Origin of the sequence: Pseudomonas sp. 2822-17 (assembly GCF_002742485.1) — a bacterium.
GTDB lineage: Bacteria > Pseudomonadota > Gammaproteobacteria > Pseudomonadales > Pseudomonadaceae > Aquipseudomonas > Aquipseudomonas cyclaminis.
The window spans coordinates 192,295-211,029 of record NZ_LJRZ01000247.1; the positions used below are offsets into that span (position 1 = coordinate 192,295).

General features: G+C 60.3%; 25 protein-coding genes. 18 read left to right on the top strand and 7 right to left on the bottom strand.

The genetic code is table 11. The features are described 5' to 3' along the window. Positions 1-29: 29 nt before the first annotated feature. Positions 30-869 carry a UTP--glucose-1-phosphate uridylyltransferase GalU gene (gene galU / locus AOA60_RS02585; RefSeq protein ID WP_003212579.1) on the bottom strand — a complete coding sequence of 280 codons (840 nt, stop codon included), beginning with the start codon at positions 867-869 and terminating at the stop codon, positions 30-32. A gap of 310 nt (positions 870-1,179) precedes the next feature. Between galU and AOA60_RS02590 the strand changes: the two genes are divergently transcribed. After that, positions 1,180-1,365 carry a hypothetical protein gene (locus AOA60_RS02590; RefSeq protein WP_003191311.1) on the top strand — a complete coding sequence of 62 codons (186 nt, stop codon included), beginning with the start codon at positions 1,180-1,182 and terminating at the stop codon, positions 1,363-1,365. A gap of 141 nt (positions 1,366-1,506) precedes the next feature. Next, positions 1,507-1,788, top strand: a complete 282-nt coding sequence (locus tag AOA60_RS02595) for a hypothetical protein (RefSeq protein ID WP_032885705.1) — start codon at positions 1,507-1,509, stop codon at positions 1,786-1,788. Between the two features lie 7 nt (positions 1,789-1,795). On the opposite strand, the gene AOA60_RS02600 is transcribed toward AOA60_RS02595, so the two are convergent. Then, complete coding sequence (locus AOA60_RS02600) at positions 1,796-2,026, bottom strand: hypothetical protein (RefSeq protein ID WP_099583037.1); 231 nt, start codon at positions 2,024-2,026, stop codon at positions 1,796-1,798. Positions 2,027-2,047: 21 nt separating this feature from the next. After that, positions 2,048-2,401, bottom strand: coding sequence for a hypothetical protein (locus tag AOA60_RS02605; RefSeq protein ID WP_099583038.1), 354 nt, complete (start codon positions 2,399-2,401; stop codon positions 2,048-2,050). A gap of 212 nt (positions 2,402-2,613) precedes the next feature. Here AOA60_RS02605 and AOA60_RS02610 point away from each other — a divergent pair, with 212 nt between their 5' ends. The 11 genes from AOA60_RS02610 to AOA60_RS02660 all read left to right on the top strand — a co-directional run bounded on the left by AOA60_RS02610 (position 2,614) and on the right by AOA60_RS02660 (position 12,328). Continuing rightward, positions 2,614-2,916 carry a DUF1883 domain-containing protein gene (locus AOA60_RS02610; protein ID WP_003173824.1) on the top strand — a complete coding sequence of 101 codons (303 nt, stop codon included), beginning with the start codon at positions 2,614-2,616 and terminating at the stop codon, positions 2,914-2,916. A gap of 25 nt (positions 2,917-2,941) precedes the next feature. Beyond that, complete coding sequence (locus tag AOA60_RS33000; RefSeq protein WP_099583039.1) at positions 2,942-3,106, top strand: hypothetical protein; 165 nt, start codon at positions 2,942-2,944, stop codon at positions 3,104-3,106. A gap of 4 nt (positions 3,107-3,110) precedes the next feature. Further along, positions 3,111-3,776 (top strand): DNA oxidative demethylase AlkB, encoded by a 666-nt coding sequence (alkB, locus tag AOA60_RS02620; protein WP_099583040.1) that lies wholly within the window; start codon positions 3,111-3,113, stop codon positions 3,774-3,776. A 75-nt stretch (positions 3,777-3,851) separates the two neighbouring features. After that, positions 3,852-4,898: a bifunctional DNA-binding transcriptional regulator/O6-methylguanine-DNA methyltransferase Ada gene (gene ada, locus AOA60_RS02625; RefSeq protein WP_099583041.1), complete on the top strand. Its 1,047-nt coding sequence runs from the start codon at positions 3,852-3,854 to the stop codon at positions 4,896-4,898. A 106-nt stretch (positions 4,899-5,004) separates the two neighbouring features. After that, entirely contained in the window at positions 5,005-6,063 is a 1,059-nt protein-coding gene (locus tag AOA60_RS02630; RefSeq protein WP_099583042.1) for a nitronate monooxygenase family protein, read from the top strand. A gap of 118 nt (positions 6,064-6,181) precedes the next feature. Next, positions 6,182-6,940, top strand: a complete 759-nt coding sequence (gene modA / locus AOA60_RS02635) for a molybdate ABC transporter substrate-binding protein (RefSeq protein WP_099583043.1) — start codon at positions 6,182-6,184, stop codon at positions 6,938-6,940. Beyond that, the gene (gene modB, locus AOA60_RS02640; protein ID WP_099583044.1) at positions 6,941-7,621 is read left to right on the top strand and encodes a molybdate ABC transporter permease subunit; all 681 of its coding nucleotides are present in this window, start codon (positions 6,941-6,943) and stop codon (positions 7,619-7,621) included. A 5-nt stretch (positions 7,622-7,626) separates the two neighbouring features. Next, on the top strand, positions 7,627-8,706 hold the full coding sequence (gene modC / locus AOA60_RS02645) for a molybdenum ABC transporter ATP-binding protein (RefSeq protein WP_099583168.1): 1,080 nt from the start codon (positions 7,627-7,629) through the stop codon (positions 8,704-8,706). A gap of 72 nt (positions 8,707-8,778) precedes the next feature. Beyond that, positions 8,779-9,807, top strand: a complete 1,029-nt coding sequence (locus AOA60_RS02650; protein ID WP_099583045.1) for a DNA topoisomerase IB — start codon at positions 8,779-8,781, stop codon at positions 9,805-9,807. A 124-nt stretch (positions 9,808-9,931) separates the two neighbouring features. Next, the gene (locus AOA60_RS02655; RefSeq protein ID WP_099583169.1) at positions 9,932-11,554 is read left to right on the top strand and encodes an ABC-F family ATP-binding cassette domain-containing protein; all 1,623 of its coding nucleotides are present in this window, start codon (positions 9,932-9,934) and stop codon (positions 11,552-11,554) included. A 69-nt stretch (positions 11,555-11,623) separates the two neighbouring features. Then, positions 11,624-12,328, top strand: coding sequence for a YoaK family protein (locus AOA60_RS02660; RefSeq protein ID WP_099583046.1), 705 nt, complete (start codon positions 11,624-11,626; stop codon positions 12,326-12,328). Between the two features lie 144 nt (positions 12,329-12,472). Here AOA60_RS02660 and AOA60_RS02665 read toward each other — a convergent pair whose 3' ends face one another. The 4 genes from AOA60_RS02665 to AOA60_RS02680 form a co-directional block, all read right to left on the bottom strand. Then, the gene (locus AOA60_RS02665; protein ID WP_099583047.1) at positions 12,473-12,826 is read right to left on the bottom strand and encodes a hypothetical protein; all 354 of its coding nucleotides are present in this window, start codon (positions 12,824-12,826) and stop codon (positions 12,473-12,475) included. Between the two features lie 171 nt (positions 12,827-12,997). After that, the gene (locus tag AOA60_RS02670; protein ID WP_099583048.1) at positions 12,998-13,309 is read right to left on the bottom strand and encodes an AzlD domain-containing protein; all 312 of its coding nucleotides are present in this window, start codon (positions 13,307-13,309) and stop codon (positions 12,998-13,000) included. Continuing rightward, a complete protein-coding gene (locus AOA60_RS02675) occupies positions 13,306-14,001 on the bottom strand; it encodes an AzlC family ABC transporter permease (protein ID WP_099583050.1) in 696 nt (231 codons plus the stop codon). The genes AOA60_RS02670 and AOA60_RS02675 overlap by 4 nt, the downstream gene beginning before the upstream one ends. A gap of 313 nt (positions 14,002-14,314) precedes the next feature. Then, entirely contained in the window at positions 14,315-14,530 is a 216-nt protein-coding gene (locus tag AOA60_RS02680) for a hypothetical protein (RefSeq protein ID WP_099583051.1), read from the bottom strand. Positions 14,531-14,757: 227 nt separating this feature from the next. On the opposite strand from AOA60_RS02680, the gene AOA60_RS02685 reads away from it, so the two are divergent. From AOA60_RS02685 to AOA60_RS02705, 5 genes are all read left to right on the top strand, one after another. After that, positions 14,758-16,041, top strand: a complete 1,284-nt coding sequence (locus tag AOA60_RS02685) for an arsenic transporter (protein ID WP_099583053.1) — start codon at positions 14,758-14,760, stop codon at positions 16,039-16,041. 13 nt (positions 16,042-16,054) lie between these two features. Next, positions 16,055-16,525: an arsenate reductase ArsC gene (locus AOA60_RS02690; protein WP_099583055.1), complete on the top strand. Its 471-nt coding sequence runs from the start codon at positions 16,055-16,057 to the stop codon at positions 16,523-16,525. A 96-nt stretch (positions 16,526-16,621) separates the two neighbouring features. Then, on the top strand, positions 16,622-17,413 hold the full coding sequence (locus tag AOA60_RS02695) for an AraC family transcriptional regulator (RefSeq protein WP_099583056.1): 792 nt from the start codon (positions 16,622-16,624) through the stop codon (positions 17,411-17,413). Between the two features lie 73 nt (positions 17,414-17,486). Next, complete coding sequence (locus AOA60_RS02700; protein ID WP_099583058.1) at positions 17,487-18,098, top strand: LysE family transporter; 612 nt, start codon at positions 17,487-17,489, stop codon at positions 18,096-18,098. Positions 18,099-18,415: 317 nt separating this feature from the next. Further along, positions 18,416-18,709, top strand: a complete 294-nt coding sequence (locus tag AOA60_RS02705; protein ID WP_099583060.1) for a hypothetical protein — start codon at positions 18,416-18,418, stop codon at positions 18,707-18,709. The last annotated feature ends 26 nt before the right edge of the window (positions 18,710-18,735 follow it).

An 18,735-nucleotide genomic window follows, 5' to 3' on the forward strand; every position in this document is an offset into this window, starting at 1 on the left:
GGTGGCTTTTCAGCAGCGGCAAGCGTGAATCAGTAAGCCTTGCCAGTCTTGTAGAAGTGCTCGTAGCAGAAGTTGGTTGCTTCGATGTAGCCTTCGGCGCCACCGCAGTCAAAACGACGACCCTTGAACTTGTACGCGATCACGCAGCCGTCTTTGGCCTGCTTCAGCAGGGCGTCGGTGATCTGGATTTCGCCACCCTTGCCTGGCTCGGTTTCTTCGATCAGCTTGAAGATATCCGGAGTCAGGATGTAACGACCGATGATCGCCAGGTTCGACGGTGCATCTTCAGGCGCTGGTTTTTCAACCATGTCGCGTACGCGGATCAGGCCATCACCAATGTCGTCGCCGGCGATCACGCCGTACTTGTTGGTTTCTTGAGGGTCTACTTCTTGAACCGCAACGATGGTGCAACGGTATTTCTGGTACAGCTTGACCATCTGGGTCAATACGCCGTCGCCTTCCAGGTTCACACACAGGTCGTCCGCGAGGACCACGGCGAACGGTTCGTCACCGATCAGTGGGCGGCCGGTCAGGATGGCGTGGCCGAGGCCTTTCATCTGGGTCTGACGGGTGTAGGAGAAGGAGCACTCGTCCAGCAGCTTGCGGATACCGACCAGGTATTTTTCCTTGTCGGTGCCCTTGATTTGGTTTTCCAGCTCGTAGCTGATGTCGAAGTGGTCTTCCAGTGCGCGCTTACCACGACCGGTGACGATGGAGATTTCGTTCAGACCGGCATCCAATGCCTCTTCGACGCCGTACTGAATCAGTGGCTTGTTTACCACCGGCAGCATCTCTTTAGGCATGGCCTTGGTCGCTGGCAAGAAGCGAGTGCCGTAACCGGCTGCTGGGAACAAGCATTTCTTGATCATATAAGTCCTTACAAAGGGCTGTGCGTACGGAATTCGGCGCAGTCTAATCACGCCGCAGTCACCTTACAATGGGTCCTGCTGGCGTTGCGATGTCAACATAGAGAAAAAATGTCGGCGTAAGTTCCACTTATCTTACGAAGAACCTGTGCACCGACACGACAAAAAACAACCTTGCCCCTATGTTTAAAAGGGCTGAAACCCTTTTAGCACGCTTTTCGGCCAGGCACACTCACTTGGAATTACTTGCGCGGGGCCGCGACATTTGGCGCTATCATGGTGCCCTTGAACCAGACCACGAGATTGTTAATAGATGTCAGAACCCAAAGGCGTGAACGGCTACCTGATCACCAAGCGAGCAGACGGCTGGCACTTGATCAACTTCCACGGGGACAGCGTCGCGGGTGTTTTCGAGACCGAAAGCATGGCGATTGCCGTAGCCGAAGTGTTTGTGGATGAAGCGGGCCACGCGTCGAGCAAACGGCCGAAGACCAAGTAAGCCTGCAGGCACTGCGCAAAAAGCCCCGATTGACGGGGCTTTTTTGTGTTTGTCTGTACCTAGATGGCAGTTCGCTATAATCTGCCGAAAACGCCCCACGACAGTGTCAGCGCCCCTCCCACACCCTCGATGACGAACACTATGAACAAACTTCTGGCACTGACTGCGGTACTGGCACTTGCCGGCTGCACCACTACTTCTGATGTCTACCTCAAGAACGGCGAGCAGGGCTTGACCATCGACTGCTCAGGCGAAGCCAACTCCTGGGCCAGTTGCTACGAAAAAGCCGATGCCTCCTGCGCCGGCACCGGCTATCGCATCGTTGGCACAGAGGGCACTCCATCGCTGAAAGAAAGCGACAAGACCTTGGGCCAGGACGTCGGCAATTTCAAAAACCGTAGTGTGGTGGTGGTCTGCAAGTAACTACAGACTACAAGTGGATCTCGGCAAACTTGATGCCTAGCTCCCGAAGGATCTCGGTCAGTTCATCCAGCCGTGCGAAGGATTCAACCTCGTCCTGATCGTCGACCAGGAAAAAGCTGCGTCCGCCGCTTTTCTTGAAAAAGACGATCCACTCGCCCAGGTCGGCAGGATTCTGGATGATATGGGTCGCCGAGATTTGCCCCTCGGCATGCCGGGCTTTGACGTGTTCACGCTTCATATCTGGTTTTCCACAAGGGCATCAGCCGGAAATGCAATCTTCCCCGGCCTTTTTGACATCCCCCGGACGGATCGGCACGTTGGACATGCTCTCGTAGAGCTTGATGCTGCTTCCGCTGGAGCGCTCATCAATTTCGAAAATCGCCGAAGGATCGGCCGAGAACTTCTGCGGCACAATCACTTGTACACCACCGTCCTTATGCGGTTCGATTTGCGGCGGGCGGCGGGTAGCCGACAGTTTATGCACCACACACGCCGCGTATTCCTGGGGCTTTTTACCAGAAATGACCGCCAGCGTCGGTGGGGTCTGCTTGATATCTGCAACCGAAGCACACCCACCTATCGCCAAGGCCAGAACCAACACACTCCACTTCATACAAAATCTCCACTTAAAGATCCTACGACAGTCGGGATGGTAATTTTCTCCCGCCCACGTAGGATTTATCCCTGATAACTCGGTAAATAACTGTTTTAAATTGTCGACGCCGTTGAAGACGGGCCGATAATAAACGCGCTGGGGCTGATAAACTCCATCTTAACCTACGTATCGTTCTGATTTTTCAGAAAAAGCCCTTCTGGAGACACCTCATGAAATTCATTCACCAGCGCGAGCACCTCAATGAGGGAGATATCGTCGTCATCGAATGCTCGCAGACTTGCAATATCCGCCTGATGAGCGATGCGAATTTTCGCAGCTTTAAAAATGGCGGCCGCCACACTTACCATGGTGGCGCGTTTGACAAGTTTCCGGCCAAAATCACTGCCCCCAGCACCGGGTTCTGGAACATCACCCTGGATGTAGTGACCCGCCGCGCCATCAGCGTTACGCGCAAACCCGCGTTGTCCCACAAGATTCGCATCGTACGTCGTACCAGCACCAAGCTGAGCTGATCCGAACACGCCACAGGAAATCGCCGTGACCACCACCAAATACGTAATCAAATACAAGCTAAACGGTGAACGCCGCTTCGAGTTCGCCCAGTTGACGACCAACAGTGAGGAAGAGGCCCGCAAAGCCTTGGACAAAATCCATGATGCCGATGATGTGATCACCGACATCAACGTGAGCAAGGCGCTGTAAGCTCATGCCCGGCCCCACTGTCGACCTGTTCGCCGATGACGCCCTGCAACAACCTGCTCGGCGTGAGCAAATTGGTGAACAGTCCTACGTGTTAAGGGGCTTCGCCCTGCCCTGGATTGAGCGGCTTCTGCCAGAACTGCGGCGCGTGTTGGCTCAATCCCCGTTTCGGCAAATGGTCACCCCAGGCGGCTTCACGATGTCGGCGGCGTTGAGCAGTTGCGGCGCACTGGGCTGGACCACCGACACCCGTGGGTACCGCTACAGCCCACTGGACCCGCGCAGTCAGGAACCCTGGCCAGCATTGCCCGATGCGTTGCGCCAACTTGCCGTGCTGGCCGCTGCCGATGCCGGCTTTATCGACTTCGCCCCCGATGCCTGCCTGATCAACCGCTATGTACCGGGCGCCAAAATGTCCCTGCATCAAGACAAGAATGAACGCCAGTACAGCGCGCCCGTGGTCTCGGTTTCGCTCGGGTTGCCGGCGGTTTTCCTGTTCGGCGGTCACCAGCGCAGTGACAAAACCCAAAAGGTCTCGCTGTTCCATGGCGACGTGGCTGTCTGGGGCGGCGTTGATCGCCTGCGTTTCCATGGTGTGTTGCCGATCAAGGAGGGTGTGCACCCGGTCATGGGGCCACAACGCATCAACCTGACATTTCGTACCGCCGGCTAATTCGAGCGCAAGCTTCGGAGTGCCTGGCCGGTGAGGCGCGGCTAATCTGACCAGGATCCGTCAAGAGTGCCGAACATGACTACTGAACAAGATCCGCGCTGGGCGGCGATTCTCGCCCGCGATTCCAAAGCTGACACACTGTTCGTTTACGGTGTGAAAACCACCGGCGTGTATTGCCGTCCCAGCAGCGCTTCGCGCTTGCCGCGCCCGGAAAATATCGAGTTCTTCGACACGCCGGCGCAGGCCGAAGCCGCCGGTTATCGTCCCAGCAAACGTGCCGCCGGCGACCAGACACAACGCGCCGCGCAGGACGCCCAACGGGTGGCTGACGCCTGCCGGCATATCGAGCAGGCGGCTACCCCGCCCAGCCTCAACACCCTCGCCACACTCGCCGGGCTGAGCCCTTTCCATTTCCACCGGATCTTCAAAGCCGTCACCGGCCTGACGCCCAAAGGCTACGCAAGCGCCCATCGCTCGCAAAAAATGCGCGCCGGGCTCAAGGGTACGCAGACGGTGACGGATGCCCTGTACGACGCCGGCTTCAACTCCAACAGCCGTTTCTATGAGTCGGCCAACCAGTTGCTGGGGATGAAACCCACTGACTACAAGGCCGGTGGCACCAACAGCGCAATCCTGTTTGCCGTCGGCGAATGCTCTTTGGGGGCGATCCTGGTGGCCCAGAGCACGCGCGGCGTGTGCGCGATCCTGCTGGGGGATGAGCCGGAGCAACTGGTGCGTGACCTGCAGGATCAGTTTCCCAAGGCTGACCTGGTGGGCGCCGATCACGACTTCGAGCAATTGGTCGCCCATGTCGTGGGATTCATCGAGGCACCCGCTCTGGGGCTGGATTTGCCGCTGGACTTGCGCGGCACCGCGTTCCAGCAACGGGTCTGGCAGGCTTTGCGCGACATTCCGGTGGGCGACACCGCCAGCTATGGGCAGATTGCCGAGCGCATTGGCGCGCCCAAGTCGTTCCGGGCCGTCGCCCAGGCCTGCGGCGCCAACAGCCTGGCGGTGGCGATTCCCTGTCACCGTGTGGTGCGCAGCAATGGTGATTTGTCGGGCTATCGCTGGGGCGTTGAGCGCAAGCGGCAATTGCTTGACCGCGAACGCGACCACTAAACGCGCACGAAACCCCAGCGTCGTCCAGTGAATAAAACAGACTGGCCCGATGGCGGACGCCCTGCTAAAACAGCGAAAAGTCCGACGACCGCTGGAGACGCATCCCATGAGCACCTGGCCAGACACGCGCATTCTCGACCTATTGGGCATCGACCTGCCCATCATCCAAGCGCCTATGGCCGGCGCCACTTCCGCCGCTATGGTCATCGCGGCCTGCGAAGCTGGAGCACTCGGTTCGATGCCTGCTGCGACACTGAACATCGAACAACTGCGCGAGGCCCTTGCGACCATTCGCCAGGCCAGCACGCGCCCCATCAACGTCAACTTCTTCTGCCACCAACCGCCTGAAGTGGACGTAGCACGGGATCGCCGCTGGAAGGCTTTGCTGGAGCCTTACTACCACGAGCTGGGCGCAGACTTTGATGCACCCACCCCGGTCAGTGACCGCGCACCGTTCAATGACGCCGCCTGCCAGGTGGTGGAAGAATTCCGGCCCGAAGTCGTCAGCTTTCACTTCGGCCTGCCGGAAAAAACCTTACTGGATCGGGTAAAAGCCACTGGCGCCAAGGTGCTGTCGTCGGCCACCACCGTGGAAGAAGCCGTCTGGCTGGAACAGCACGGCTGCGACGCGATCATCGCCATGGGCAGTGAAGCTGGCGGTCATCGGGGCTTGTTCCTCAGCGACGACCTCAACACGCAGATCGGCCTGTTCGCCCTGCTACCCCAGATTGTCGACGCCGTGAACGTGCCAGTGATTGCCGCCGGAGGCATTGGCGATGCACGGGGTATTGTCGCGGCATTTGCCCTGGGCGCTAGCGCGGTACAGATTGGCACCGCGTATCTATTCACCCCTGAAGCTACGGTCAGCGCGTCCCATCACCATGCACTGCGCCATGCCCAGGCCAGCGAAACCGCGCTGACCAACCTGTTCACCGGCCGCCCGGCGCGGGGCATCGTCAACCGTGTGATGCGTGAACTGGGTGCAATCAACCCGACAGCTCCCGCGTTTCCGCGTGCTGGCGGTGCATTGATGCCGCTCAAGGCCAGGGACGAAGCCGGGTTCAGTAATCTCTGGTCGGGCCAGGCATTGCGCCTTGGCAAAGACGCAACCACCTATGACCTGACCCGCGAGCTGGCGGAACACGCGCTGGCCATACTCAAATAGTCCAGCCGTCTGGAGCAACTTTGCGCTGTACCGGCGATGGCTAACCGCTATATATTCCCATACATAGCGGTTAGCCCTTCTACCTATAACACGCCGTACATCTCCAAGGAGCTGCTCCATGATGATTCACGCCTCACGCCTGGCCGTGTTGGTCGCTGCGTTCGCTTTCGGCTCGGCCCAGGCCGATGAAGTGCAGGTGGCCGTCGCCGCCAACTTCACCGCACCGATCCAGGCGATTGCCGCCGATTTTGAAAAAGACACCGGTCACAAACTGGTCGCGGCCTACGGCGCCACGGGCCAGTTCTACACCCAGATCAAGAACGGCGCGCCGTTCGAAGTGTTCCTGAGCGCCGACGACACCACTCCGCAAAAACTCGAAAGCGAAGGTGATACCGTCAAAGGCTCGCGCTTCACCTACGCCGTGGGCACCCTCGCGCTGTGGTCGGCCAAAGAAGGCTATGTAGACGCCAAAGGCGACGTCTTGAAGAACAACGACTTCAAGCACCTGTCCATCGCCAACCCGAAAGCCGCGCCCTACGGCCTGGCCGCCACCCAAGTACTGGCGAAAGAAGGCCTGAGCGAGAAGGTCAAGGACAAGCTCGTCGAAGGCCAGAACATCACCCAGGCCTTCCAGTTTGTATCCACCGGCAACGCCGAGTTGGGTTTTGTCGCCTTGTCGCAGATCTATAAAGACGGCAAAGTCACCAGCGGTTCGGCGTGGATCGTTCCGGCGTCCATGCACGATCCGATCAAACAGGACGCGGTAATCCTGAACAAAGGCAAAGACAGCGCTGCTGCCAAAGCGCTGGTCGAGTACCTCAAAGGACCAAAAGCCGCTGCCGTTATCAAGTCCTACGGTTACGAGCTGGCCAAGTAAATGCCCCTATCGAGTGCCGATTTTTCCGCTATCTGGTTGACCATCAAGCTCGCGTCGCTGACCACCGTGATCCTGCTGGTCATCGGCACGCCGATTGCGTTGTGGCTGTCGCGCACCCAATCGTGGTGGCGCGGCCCGATTGGCGCCATTGTGGCCCTGCCGTTGGTGTTGCCTCCGACGGTGATCGGTTTCTACCTGCTGTTGACCATGGGGCCAAATGGCTACTTCGGCCAGTTCACCCAATGGCTGGGCCTGGGCACCCTCACCTTCAGCTTTGCCGGGCTGGTGATTGGTTCGGTGATCTATTCCATGCCGTTTGTGGTGCAGCCGTTGCAAAACGCGTTTTCCGCCATCGGCACTCGCCCACTGGAAGTGGCCGCGACCCTGCGCGCCAATCCCTGGGACACTTTTTTTACTGTGATCCTGCCCCTGGCGCGACCAGGCTTTATCACGGCCTCGATCCTCGGATTTGCCCACACCGTCGGTGAGTTCGGCGTGGTGCTGATGATCGGCGGCAATATCCCGGACAAGACCCGCGTGGTCTCGGTGCAGATCTACGACCATGTCGAAGCCATGGAATACGCCCAGGCCCATTGGCTGGCCGGCGCCATGGTGGTATTTGCGTTCCTCGTGTTGCTGGCGCTGTATTCCAGCCGTAAAACCAGGATGGGCTGGAGCTGATGTCGATGATTGATGTACGCCTGCAACTCCGTTATTCCGGGTTTGCGCTGGACGTGGACCTGCATCTGCCAGGCCGTGGCGTGACCGCGCTGTACGGGCATTCCGGCTCCGGCAAGACTACCTGCCTGCGCTGCATCGCCGGGCTTGAACGCGCCGAAAATGGTTTCATCCAGGTCAACGATGACGTGTGGCAAGACAGCCGCAGCGGGTTGTTCGTACCGCCCCATAAACGTGCGCTGGGTTACGTCTTCCAGGAGGCCAGCCTGTTCGCGCATTTGTCGGTGCGGGCCAACCTGGAGTTCGGCCTCAAGCGCATTCCCCGCCTACAGCGCCGGGTGGATATGGCCCAGGCCACGGCGCTATTGGGGATTGGTCACCTGTTGGAGCGCAACCCGCTGCACTTGTCCGGCGGTGAACGCCAGCGCATCGGCATCGCCCGTGCCTTGCTCACCAGCCCGAAACTGCTGTTGATGGATGAACCGCTGGCCGCCCTCGACAGCCAGCGCAAAAACGAAATCCTGCCGTACCTGGAACGCCTGCACGATGAGCTGGATATTCCGGTGCTGTACGTCAGCCACGCCCAGGATGAGGTCGCACGCCTGGCCGACCATATCGTCCTGCTCAGTGACGGCAAGGCCCTGGCCAGCGGACCGATTGGCGAAACCCTGGCGCGGCTCGACCTGCCGCTGGCACGGGGCGACGATGCCGGTGTGGTGATCAACGGCACGGTCACTGCCTACGACGCGCATTACCAGTTGCTGACCCTGCATCTGCCGGGCAGCGCCTTGTCCATGCGCGTGGCCCATGCACCGATGGCCGTGGGCCACGCGCTGCGGGTCAAGGTGCAGGCACGGGACGTGAGCCTCAGCCTGCAAGGGTCGGAACCGAGCAGCATCCTCAATCGCCTGCCGGTAACGGTGATCCAGGAAACGCCCGCAGACAACAGCGCCCATGTATTGGTGCGCCTGGAAGCCGAGGGCACGCCATTGCTGGCGCGCATCACGCGCTTCTCCCGCGACCAGTTGCAACTGCATCCGGGCCAGACGCTGTGGGCACAGATCAAGGCAGTCGCGGTGCTGGCGTAAGCATTTGGCACGACCGCACAGCGCTGCGGTCAATCAGACATACCGGCCTGATTTGTTGCCAAGGAACCCGCCATGCCCGACTCCGCGATCCCCGCCGACCTGCCCCGCGACCTGCATTATGTTGACGACACCCAACCCGGCATTCGCCGCAAGCGGGTGCGCGGCAAGTTCCAGTACTTCAATGCCAAGGGTGAGCGCCTTGACGACGACGAGGAAATCAAGCGTATCAACGCCCTCGCCGTCCCGCCCGCCTATACCGACGTGTGGATCTGCGCCGACCCGCGTGGCCATCTGCAAGCCACCGGGCGCGACGCCCGTGGACGCAAGCAGTATCGCTACCACCCGCGCTGGCGCGAAGTCCGTGACACCGACAAATACTCACGCCTGCAAGCGTTCGGTAGCGCACTGCCCAAGTTGCGCAAGCAGTTGGAGGCCCAACTGGCCGAGCCTGGCTTTACCCGTGAAAAAGTCCTGGCCACCGTGGTGATGCTGCTGGACGCTACCTTGATCCGCGTCGGCAATACCCAATACGCCCGCGACAACAAATCCTACGGTTTAACCACCCTGCGCAACCGCCATGTGGACATCAATGGCAGCGAGATACAGTTCCAGTTTCGCGGCAAAAGTGGCGTGGAGCATCAGGTCAGCGTCAAGGACCGGCGCCTGGCCAACGTGGTCAAGCGCTGCATGGAATTGCCCGGTCAGGACTTGTTCCAGTACCTGGACGCAGACGGCGAACGACACACCGTCAGTTCCCATGATGTAAACGCCTACTTGCACAGCCTCACCGGCGCCGATTTCACCGCCAAGGACTATCGCACCTGGGCCGGCACCGCCCTGGCGCTGGCGGTGTTGCGCGAGTTGGAATGGCAGCCGGAATCCGACGCCAAACGGCATGTGGTGGCGATGGTCAAGGACGTTGCCCGGCAGTTGGGGAATACACCGGCGGTGTGCCGAAAATGCTACATACACCCGGCGGTATTGGAGCATTTCAGCCTGGGCGAGCTGTCCAGATTGCCCAAGCCGCGGGTGCGCAAAGGGCTCAAGGCAGAGGAAGTCGCGCTGGCCATGTTCCTTGAACAGCTCGCCGAGGCGAGTTAGGCTTTACCTCCTTTCTGCCCCACGGGATGACCGCCGACGTGAACCACTAAGCCTTCCAGAATGTACCTGCAACGAGCCGCCTGGCGTGCTTGTTGGCCTGTTCGACATTGCTTTGGAGGTGCTGATGACTCACGTCAACCGGCTGCCCGCTTTGGTTTCCCTGCAACACCTGTACTTCCAGTTCGCCAATGGCGAAACCCTGCTGGAAGACCTCACCCTGTCCATCGACCCTACGCCCACCGGCATCGTGGGGCGCAATGGCTGTGGCAAAAGTATCCTCGCGAGGTTGATCGCCGGCGAGTTGTCACCCTCCTGCGGCACGCTGGATCGCCGGGCGAGCGTGGCGTTTGTGCCTCAGACCGTGGTGGTCGAGCCGGGCGATACGGTCGCCAGCCTCACAGGAACCGCTGACACCTTGGCGGCACTGGATCGTATGGCCAGAGGCACCGCCAGTGTGGATGACCTGGCGACGATCGATGAACGCTGGGACCTCGCGGACCGTTTGCGCAGCGCTTTGGATACAGCGGGATTGTCGCATCTGAGTGTCGACACGCCTGCCGAGCAACTCAGCGGCGGACAACTGGCCCGGGTTGCGATCATCGGTGCGCTGCTGTCTGCGCCGCAGTTGCTGGTGCTTGATGAGCCTAGCAACCACCTCGACAGCGCGGGCCGCACCTGGCTGCTGCGGGTTCTGGCTGATTGGCCTGGCGGCCTGGTGGTAGTAAGTCATGATCGACAGTTGCTCAACCGCATGGGGCGCATCATTGAGCTGTCGCCCCTTGGCGTGCGTGTGTATGGCGGCAATTACGACGCCTATCGCGTGCAGCGTGACGCCCAACAGCAGGCCTCTGTCGCCGCATTGGAGCACGCACGCCTGGAGCGCAGTCGCGAACGCAAGCGCCTGCAAAAGGACCACGACAGCCTGCAACGCAATGCTGCCCACTCTCGCAAACAGGCGCAAGCCGCCAACGTCGACCGTTTCACCAAGGCGCGCTGGAAAAGCGCCGCTACCCACATCGTCAGCACCGTGCGCAGCGCTCACCAGCACAGCAAGGAGCATCTGGACAGCCAGGTGCGCCTGGCCTACGAGCGGGTGCAGGATGAGTCGACGATTTTGTTGACGTTACCTGCGTCGGTCGTGCCCAGCGGGCGCACCGTCGCGACCTTAGTCGATGCTCAACTGCCGTGGCTGCCCGCGAGTTGCGTCAACCTCCACCTCACGGGCCCGGTACGTGTCGCCGTGCATGGGCCGAACGGTTGCGGCAAGTCCACGCTGCTCAAAGTCTTGGCTGGCCAACGGCAAGCGGTCGCAGGGGAATGCAGCGTGCATGTGCCCAGTGCCTATATCGATCAGCATCTCGGCTTGCTGGACAATCATCGCTCGATCATCGAGCAGCTCAACCTGCTGGGTACGCCGCTGACCGAAGCCGAGCTGCGCACGCGCTTGGCCTTGCTGCAACTGGACGCGCTGCGCGTGATCCAACCGGTCGCGCAACTCAGCGGCGGCGAACGCCTGAAAGCCGCCATGGCAATCGCCCTGTGGCGCCATGTGCCGGCGCAACTGTTGCTGCTCGACGAACCCAGCAATCACCTGGACCTGGAATCAGTGACGGCTTTCGAGCAGGCGCTGCAAGGGTTTGGCGGAGCGATGGTGGTGGTGTCCCATGATGCGGCGTTTGTGCAGGCGATCCGGCCGACCCACCGGTTGCGCTGGACGCCGGATGGCTGGCGACTGGACGCTGCCTGAGGTCATTGCGTGTGGGCGCAAAGCGTCCTACCGTAGTGGCCGGATAATCTCACCGAGGAACCCGGCCCTATGCTGCCTTCGTCCCGCAAGCCTTACGCCAATGCTGCACTCGCCCATCGACAGCGTTGGCGCGGCCGAGTCGGCTTGATGCTGGTGGCCAGTCTTTCGGTGTTGGCCGGTATGACTGATGCCATCGGCTTTATGGCCAGCGGCGATTTTGTTTCGTTTATGAGCGGCAACACCACGCGCCTGGCCGTGGCGATCAGCGCAGGCGATCTGGGGCTGACGGGGCGCTTGTTATTGCTGGTCGCCACCTTCGTGGTCGGCAACGCATTGGGCGTGGTGGTCAGTCGCTTTGGCCGGCGGCATACGCTGCCTTTGCTGTTATGTATCGCGGCTTTTTTGTGCGCCGGTGCGCTGTGGCCATCAGACGATACCTTACCCGCGCTGCTGGCGGCGATCATCGCAATGGGCATGCTCAATGCGGCCGTCGAAGAGGTCAACGGTTTGCCCGTGGGCCTTACCTATGTCACCGGGGCGCTGTCACGCTTTGGTCGTGGCCTGGGGCGCTGGATGCTGGGTGAAAGGCGTAACGGCTGGCGGGTGCAGTTGATCCCGTGGGGCGGCATGTTTGTGGGTGCAGTCATTGGCGCGTTGCTGGAGCAGCACATGGGCCTGAAGGCGTTGCTGGTCAGCAGTGGGTTGGCTGGGGTGTTGGGGCTGGTATCGCTGAAGATTCCGCGTCGCTGGCACTTGGGGTTTATGCCGCGATAAGGGCTAAAGATGCTCGCCCGACGGTATGGCCTCGACGTCCGTGTACCGGTAAAGAGCCATCACGCCGGGCAAGCGGTGGGAATAATAAGCCAATGTCCGGCGGCTGTCCCGCCGGGCGTTTCCTAAAAACACTAAGGCAACGGATTACAGACAAGTCGCCAGCGCGGCCAATCGACGTTTGGCGGGCATCGTGTCTTCGCCGGCGTAGTACTTGATGGACGATCCTGCACCGGCACTTTGCACATCGGCGAAGTAATCCCCGCCCCTGGTATAGACGGTGAAACCACCGGCGCCATTCGGCTCCTTGAAGCCACTGGCATCGACGCCGTAGACGCTTTCATCCTGCCAGCCAAATTGAATGCACTCGGCAACCACCACCGTGGCCTTGTCCGATGCCAGGGTCTTGTAGGGCGCTCCCGAGCGCGCTTCGTTCATCTTCGAACCTGCGCAGCCGGCCAGTGCTGCCACGACCAATGCGCCTATAACCACCTTGTGCATGCCATCGCCTCCTTGAAAAAAAACGCGACTGTAGCATTGCCGCGCAACTGACTGGCGCCTGGATGAATTTTGTTTCACGGTGACGCAGGCGAACGCCACCTATAGTGGCCTGGCTCATTTTTGAAGACTCCCTTCTGCCCGCCCTCCCGCGGGCTTTTTTTCGTCTGCGCGTCAGAGCCACCAACGGAACAGATAAAACAGCGCCATGCTCAGCACGACCGTGAGCAGCACATTGCGTGTCCAGAACATCAACGCGACCGCACTGATACCCGCCAGCAAATACGGGTTGGCCGGGCTGAGGTTGAGCTGGTGGTCGGCAAGAAAAATAATCGGCCCGCAAATCGCTGTCAGCATCCCCGGCACCGCAAACCCGAGAAACTCCCGCGCGCCACGGTTGAGGCGCACCGGCAGGCGAGGTTCGATGAACAGGTAGCGGTTGAGAAACACCACCAGGCCCATGGCCACAATCATCAGGTAAATCATGGCTGCCCTACTCCCAGTCGCTTGCAGATAAAGCCTGCGCTCATGCCCAGCACACCGGACACCACCACGGCCGACTCCCAGTGCAGGAAGCTCAGCCACACTGAACAGAGCAATGACACCGCTACGCAGACCACGGTCGGCACATCCCGCACCACGGGGGTGATCAAGGCAATGAAGGTCGCGGCAATGGAAAACTCCAGGCCCAGTTGATCGAGACCGGGAATGCTTTTGCCCAGCACAATGCCAGCCAGGGTGAACAGGTTCCAGATGATATAAAACGTCAGGCCGACGCCCAAGGCATACCAGCGATTGAAGGTCTGGCGGTCATAGTGGCTGACCAAGGCGAAGAACTCGTCGGTGAGCAGGAACCCCAGGCTCATGCGCCAGCGGCTATCCAGTGCCGACAACGTTGGACGCATATGCATGCCGTACAGCAAATGCTGGGACGTCAGCAGCAACGTGGTCAGCACGATGGAAATCAGGCTGGCACCGCTCTTGACCATGCCAATGGCCACCAGTTGTGCGGCACCGGCAAACACAATGGCGGAGAGGCCTTGGGCCTGCAGCGGGGTGAATTGTGCATCGATGGCCATGGAACCGGCCAACAACCCCCAGGGTGCACAGGCCAACGACAAGGGAATCACTGCAATTGCGCCGCGGGAAAACGCGTGGAGAGGCAAGGCATTGGGCATCTGAAACAGGCTCGTCGGCTGGGGGGCTCCAAGCATGCCTGCCGGTATCAAGATTGTCTTGAACGATATTGCGCACATCCGCTGTACGCGGAACTGCCCGTTGGGGGGCTATAGCGTCGGCATTGAAGACTGCATCACAGCAGGCGATAGACCAGCCTGTTGCGCGGTGGGTGTGGATGGCAGATGGGAAAACGCGATGGGAGGTAGCATGTCAATACCTATCGGGTTCAGGAATGTCCTCATCCGATTGGCGCTGTCACCGGCACTGGTTCCTATGAATAGTTAACCGAATATGGACGACTGCACTGGCCCATCACGCCAGTTTGACCGACACCCATTCGACCGAATCGCGCGCCTCACGCAGCTCGTGAGCATCCTGATTAAGCCGGTGAATGGTATTGAGCAGGCGCTGGCGTAGCACTTCATCGCCGAGTTTCTCGACGGCGCGCATCAGGTCGAACGCCGCGGTTTCGTTATTTTCCGCGACGGAATCCAAGGTCTTGCGCAGGTTACGAGTGGCACGGGGCACGCGGGGGCTTCCTTCTTCAGCAATGGGCGGGCACTTTAGGACATTCGTGTTTCATTTTAATTTCAATCACTTGTGGCTGAGTTGCCGGTGTTTGATCCAGGTCAATTTGAAACAAAGTTTGGCTGAAATATGGGGAAATACGTATATTCCCTAACCGCCATACAACTCCCCATGGTTGCAGACCACTACGGGCCAGCATCGCTGCTGAGCTGCCGGAGCGTTAATTCATGCTTGTCGCCGTTGCCATTTTCATCGTCACCATCATCCTGGTCATCTGGCAGCCCAAGGGCCTCGGCGTTGGCTGGAGCGCAACCCTCGGCGCGATCCTGGCCCTGGCCTGCGGCGCGGTCAGCCTGGGCGATATCCCGGTGGTGTGGCACATCATCTGGAACGCCACCGGTACGTTTGTCGCGCTGATCATCATCAGCCTGTTGCTGGATGAAGCCGGGTTCTTTGCCTGGACCGCCCTGCATGTGGCGCGCTGGGGCCGTGGGCGTGGTCGGCGGTTGTTTGCCTATATGGTGCTGCTCGGTGCGCTGGTATCGGCGCTGTTTGCCAACGACGGCGCGGCGCTGATCCTTACCCCCATTGTCATGTCGATGCTGCTGGCCCTGCGTTTTTCACCGGCGGCCACCCTGGCGTTTGTCATGGGCGCAGGGTTTATCGCCGATACGGCAAGCCTGCCGCTGGTGGTGTCGAACCTGGTGAATATCGTATCGGCGGACTACTTCAAGATCGGCTTCAACGAATACGCGGCAGTGATGGTGCCGGTCAACCTCGTCAGCGTCGCGGCCACCCTCGCCATATTGCTGTGGTTCTTCCGCCGCGACATCCCGCACACCTACGACCCCGCCGACCTTGCAGACCCCGCCAGCGCCATCCATGACCGCGCCACTTTCCGTGCCGGCTGGTGGGTGCTGGGGATCCTGTTGATCGGCTGCTTTGCACTGGAACCGCTGGGCATTCCGATCAGCGCGATTTCCGCAGTGTGCGCTGTGCTCCTGCTGGTGATCGCCGCCAAGGGCCACAAGATCTCCACGCGCAAAGTGCTGAAGGAAGCTCCGTGGCAGATCGTGATTTTCTCCCTGGGCATGTACCTGGTGGTCTACGGTTTGCGTAACGCTGGCCTCACCACCTACCTGGCGACCTGGCTTGATACTTTTGCCACTTACGGTGTCTGGGGCGCGGCCATGGGCACCGGGGTACTGACGGCCTTGCTGTCCTCGGCGATGAACAACCTCCCGACGGTCTTGATCGGCGCGCTGTCCATCGAGTCCAGCCATGCCGTGGGCGTGGTCAAGGACGCGATGATCTACGCCAACGTGATCGGCAGCGACCTGGGCCCGAAAATCACCCCCATCGGCAGCCTGGCCACCCTGCTATGGCTGCATATCCTTGCACGCAAAGGCATCACCATCACCTGGGGCTACTACTTCAAGGTCGGGATTGTGCTGACCTTGCCGGTGCTGCTGATCACCCTCGCCGCCCTCGCGTTGCGCCTGAGTGTCTGACGGAGAGACTGCAATGAAAGTCCTGTTCATGTGCACCGCCAACAGCTGCCGCAGCATCTTGTCCGAAGCAGTGTTCAACCACCTCGCACCGCAAGGTTTCGAGGCCATCAGCTCAGGCAGTTTTCCCAAGGGCGAGGTGCTGCCGCGCAGCCTGAGCACGCTGCAGGCAGCGGGCATCAGTACCGAAGGGTTGTACAGCAAGGGCAACGACGCCTTTGAAGGCAGCCCACCGGATTTGGTTATCACCGTCTGCGACAAGGCCGCCGGCGAAGCCTGCCCGGTGTATTTCGGGCCGGCGCTCAAGGCGCACTGGGGGTTAGAGGACCCGTCGGATGTCCACGGCGATGAAGCTTGCGTGGACGCAGCGTTCAAGGCCACGCTCACGATCATCGAACGTCGCTGCCAGGCGTTTTTCGCCCTGCCGTTTACCTGTCTCGATCCTGCCCGACTAAAGGTCGAGTTATCCCGTATCGCCGCGTTGTAACGGGAGAACGCAATGACTCACACGGGTCAATCAATAGTCGATCTGGCCCGTGCTGCCAGCGTATGCTCATGCCCACTTCCTGACTGAGCTTGCGCAATGAGCACGATGCAACACGCCTGGCTGGGCCACTACGAAGTCAGCAGCACCGTCTGCACCGGCCTGACCTTCGCCCGCCACAGCCATGACGAATGTGTGATCGGCGTAAACCTGGTCGGCGAGGAAAAAGTCTGGCTGGACCGCCGGGAGTTCGACGCCGGGCCGGGCAGCATTACCCTGTACAACCCTGGGCAGATTCAAGGCGGTGGTGCGGCGGATGGCGCACCGTGGCAGTTCGTCAGCCTTTATGTCACTGCGGATCAATTAGCAGCGGACCTGGGCCTGGCGCATCTGGAGTTTGATCGCTCGTTATGTGTTCAACCACTGCTCGCGCAACGCCTGGCAGCGGCGGTGAAAGGCGCGTTGTGCGCTGATGCGCTGGTCCGTGACCTGAATGAAGACGCCATGGTCGTGCTGCTCGGTGAGGTGGTTGCCATGAGTGGCGTACGCCTGCCCGGCAGTACGGCGACAGGTAAAGCCATGGTCCTGCGTGCCCAGGAGTTGCTGGCCGAGCACCTGCATCACTCGCTGCCCTTGGACCACCTCGGCGACGAGTTGGGGCTGTCCAAATTCCACCTGCTACGGGCCTTCCAAAAAGAGACCGGACTCAGCCCTCGCCAGTGGGCCATGCAACTGCGCACCCGTCGTGCGAAGGGGTTGTTGCGTAACGGCGCTGCCGCGTCGGACGTCGCCCAGGACCTGGGGTTCGCCGACCAGAGCCACCTCAATCGGCATTTTCGCGCGGCGTACGGCATGACTCCGGGTCGTTACCAGAGCGCAGTGAAACGCTGAGCAGCGCAATCTGGTTCAAGACAACCTTCGCCCCGCGCTTCACACTGCCCTCCTCATTGGAAGGATCGCGGGCATGCTGACAATCTTTTTCTACGCGCTGGTATTCGGTTTTGTGTTTTGCCTGTCCCCTGGCGCCGTGTTGGCGGAGACCTTGCGACGAGGCTTGCTGCACGGCTTTACCCCTGCGCTGATGGTGCAGATCGGCTCGCTGGCCGGTGATGCTGTCTGGGCCGTTATCGGCCTGACCGGCATTGCCCTGCTTATCCAGCATGACGCCGTGCGTGTGCCGCTGACCGTTGTCTGTGCGCTGTACCTGGCGTGGCTCGGCGTACGCAGCCTGATCGATGCGTGGCAGTTACCAGAAGCCGGCAACGCACCGGCCAGTTCCGGACAGAATGCCTTGGCGGTGGGCGCGGCGATTTCCCTGGCTAATCCGAAAAACATTGTTTACTGGGGCGCGCTGGGCAGTGCGTTGTCCGGCATCGTCGGCGCCACGCCCAGCCATGGGCAAACCCTGATGTTTTTTGCCGGCTTCATGCTGGCATCGGTGTTGTCCTGTTTTCTGATCGCAGCGCTGGTGAACCTGTTGCGCAAGAATGCTTCGCCCCTGTGGCAACGTATTAGTTATGGCACCTGCGGGTTGGTATTGATCTATCTGGCGATTCTCGCGGCACAAGGTATATGAAGTTATATATCGCGTAACTTCCAGCGCCTCTCGCCTGAATAAACTCTGAACACTGGGTAATTTAATTAATCATGCGTTGACATTTTGTAAGCGCCTGAGTAGATTGCCCCTGCCCGCAACTGGGGCCTTTTTTAAACCTCACAAAAGAAGCCAATGGACACAGTATCTAGTCGCTGTCCGAGCACCGCGTTTGCGGGCGTCGGGCGCCAAACCCAGAATATGACAGGACTCGCCTCCCCGGTCCGGTAAGCTGCGCTAGAGCTTGATGCTCCACCGTAACTGCCTCGCCGGATGCCCGTCCGGTCCCGAGGTGTGTTATGACCTTCCAACTCCTTGTTTTGCCTGATGTACGCACGCTAGCCGCAGCCCTGCGCGCCAAGCTGTGCCGGGCGCCCGCAGGCTTTGCCCCGGCCCGCCCGACCTTTGTTGCACCCTCCCCTCAAGTGTATCCAGCGCGCCCGCTGGCGCACTGGCGTATCTGCCCGCAAAGCGGCCAATTGGTGCAGCAGTGGGACCACGCCGACCCTCAAGACCCGCAGAGACCGAAGGTTTCCAGCCTGGAGCAAGCCAGCTTGATGCTCGTTCTGTATGTGAGCGCTCGCGCCGCCTGAGCTGGCTGGAAACAGCAACTTTCTTA

What these genes read in the sequence shown, in the direction of transcription:
- galU (WP_003212579.1), bottom strand. Translation starts at nt 869, where the DNA reads ATGATCAAGAAATGCTTGTTCCCAGCAGCCGGTTACGGCACTCGCTTC.
- AOA60_RS02590 (WP_003191311.1), top strand. Translation starts at nt 1,180, where the DNA reads ATGTCAGAACCCAAAGGCGTGAACGGCTACCTGATCACCAAGCGAGCA.
- AOA60_RS02595 (WP_032885705.1), top strand. Translation starts at nt 1,507, where the DNA reads ATGAACAAACTTCTGGCACTGACTGCGGTACTGGCACTTGCCGGCTGC.
- AOA60_RS02600 (WP_099583037.1), bottom strand. Translation starts at nt 2,026, where the DNA reads ATGAAGCGTGAACACGTCAAAGCCCGGCATGCCGAGGGGCAAATCTCG.
- AOA60_RS02605 (WP_099583038.1), bottom strand. Translation starts at nt 2,401, where the DNA reads ATGAAGTGGAGTGTGTTGGTTCTGGCCTTGGCGATAGGTGGGTGTGCT.
- AOA60_RS02610 (WP_003173824.1), top strand. Translation starts at nt 2,614, where the DNA reads ATGAAATTCATTCACCAGCGCGAGCACCTCAATGAGGGAGATATCGTC.
- alkB (WP_099583040.1), top strand. Translation starts at nt 3,111, where the DNA reads ATGCCCGGCCCCACTGTCGACCTGTTCGCCGATGACGCCCTGCAACAA.
- ada (WP_099583041.1), top strand. Translation starts at nt 3,852, where the DNA reads ATGACTACTGAACAAGATCCGCGCTGGGCGGCGATTCTCGCCCGCGAT.
- AOA60_RS02630 (WP_099583042.1), top strand. Translation starts at nt 5,005, where the DNA reads ATGAGCACCTGGCCAGACACGCGCATTCTCGACCTATTGGGCATCGAC.
- modA (WP_099583043.1), top strand. Translation starts at nt 6,182, where the DNA reads ATGATGATTCACGCCTCACGCCTGGCCGTGTTGGTCGCTGCGTTCGCT.
- modB (WP_099583044.1), top strand. Translation starts at nt 6,941, where the DNA reads ATGCCCCTATCGAGTGCCGATTTTTCCGCTATCTGGTTGACCATCAAG.
- modC (WP_099583168.1), top strand. Translation starts at nt 7,627, where the DNA reads ATGATTGATGTACGCCTGCAACTCCGTTATTCCGGGTTTGCGCTGGAC.
- AOA60_RS02650 (WP_099583045.1), top strand. Translation starts at nt 8,779, where the DNA reads ATGCCCGACTCCGCGATCCCCGCCGACCTGCCCCGCGACCTGCATTAT.
- AOA60_RS02655 (WP_099583169.1), top strand. Translation starts at nt 9,932, where the DNA reads ATGACTCACGTCAACCGGCTGCCCGCTTTGGTTTCCCTGCAACACCTG.
- AOA60_RS02660 (WP_099583046.1), top strand. Translation starts at nt 11,624, where the DNA reads ATGCTGCCTTCGTCCCGCAAGCCTTACGCCAATGCTGCACTCGCCCAT.
- AOA60_RS02665 (WP_099583047.1), bottom strand. Translation starts at nt 12,826, where the DNA reads ATGCACAAGGTGGTTATAGGCGCATTGGTCGTGGCAGCACTGGCCGGC.
- AOA60_RS02670 (WP_099583048.1), bottom strand. Translation starts at nt 13,309, where the DNA reads ATGATTTACCTGATGATTGTGGCCATGGGCCTGGTGGTGTTTCTCAAC.
- AOA60_RS02675 (WP_099583050.1), bottom strand. Translation starts at nt 14,001, where the DNA reads ATGCCCAATGCCTTGCCTCTCCACGCGTTTTCCCGCGGCGCAATTGCA.
- AOA60_RS02685 (WP_099583053.1), top strand. Translation starts at nt 14,758, where the DNA reads ATGCTTGTCGCCGTTGCCATTTTCATCGTCACCATCATCCTGGTCATC.
- AOA60_RS02690 (WP_099583055.1), top strand. Translation starts at nt 16,055, where the DNA reads ATGAAAGTCCTGTTCATGTGCACCGCCAACAGCTGCCGCAGCATCTTG.
- AOA60_RS02695 (WP_099583056.1), top strand. Translation starts at nt 16,622, where the DNA reads ATGAGCACGATGCAACACGCCTGGCTGGGCCACTACGAAGTCAGCAGC.
- AOA60_RS02700 (WP_099583058.1), top strand. Translation starts at nt 17,487, where the DNA reads ATGCTGACAATCTTTTTCTACGCGCTGGTATTCGGTTTTGTGTTTTGC.
- AOA60_RS02705 (WP_099583060.1), top strand. Translation starts at nt 18,416, where the DNA reads ATGACCTTCCAACTCCTTGTTTTGCCTGATGTACGCACGCTAGCCGCA.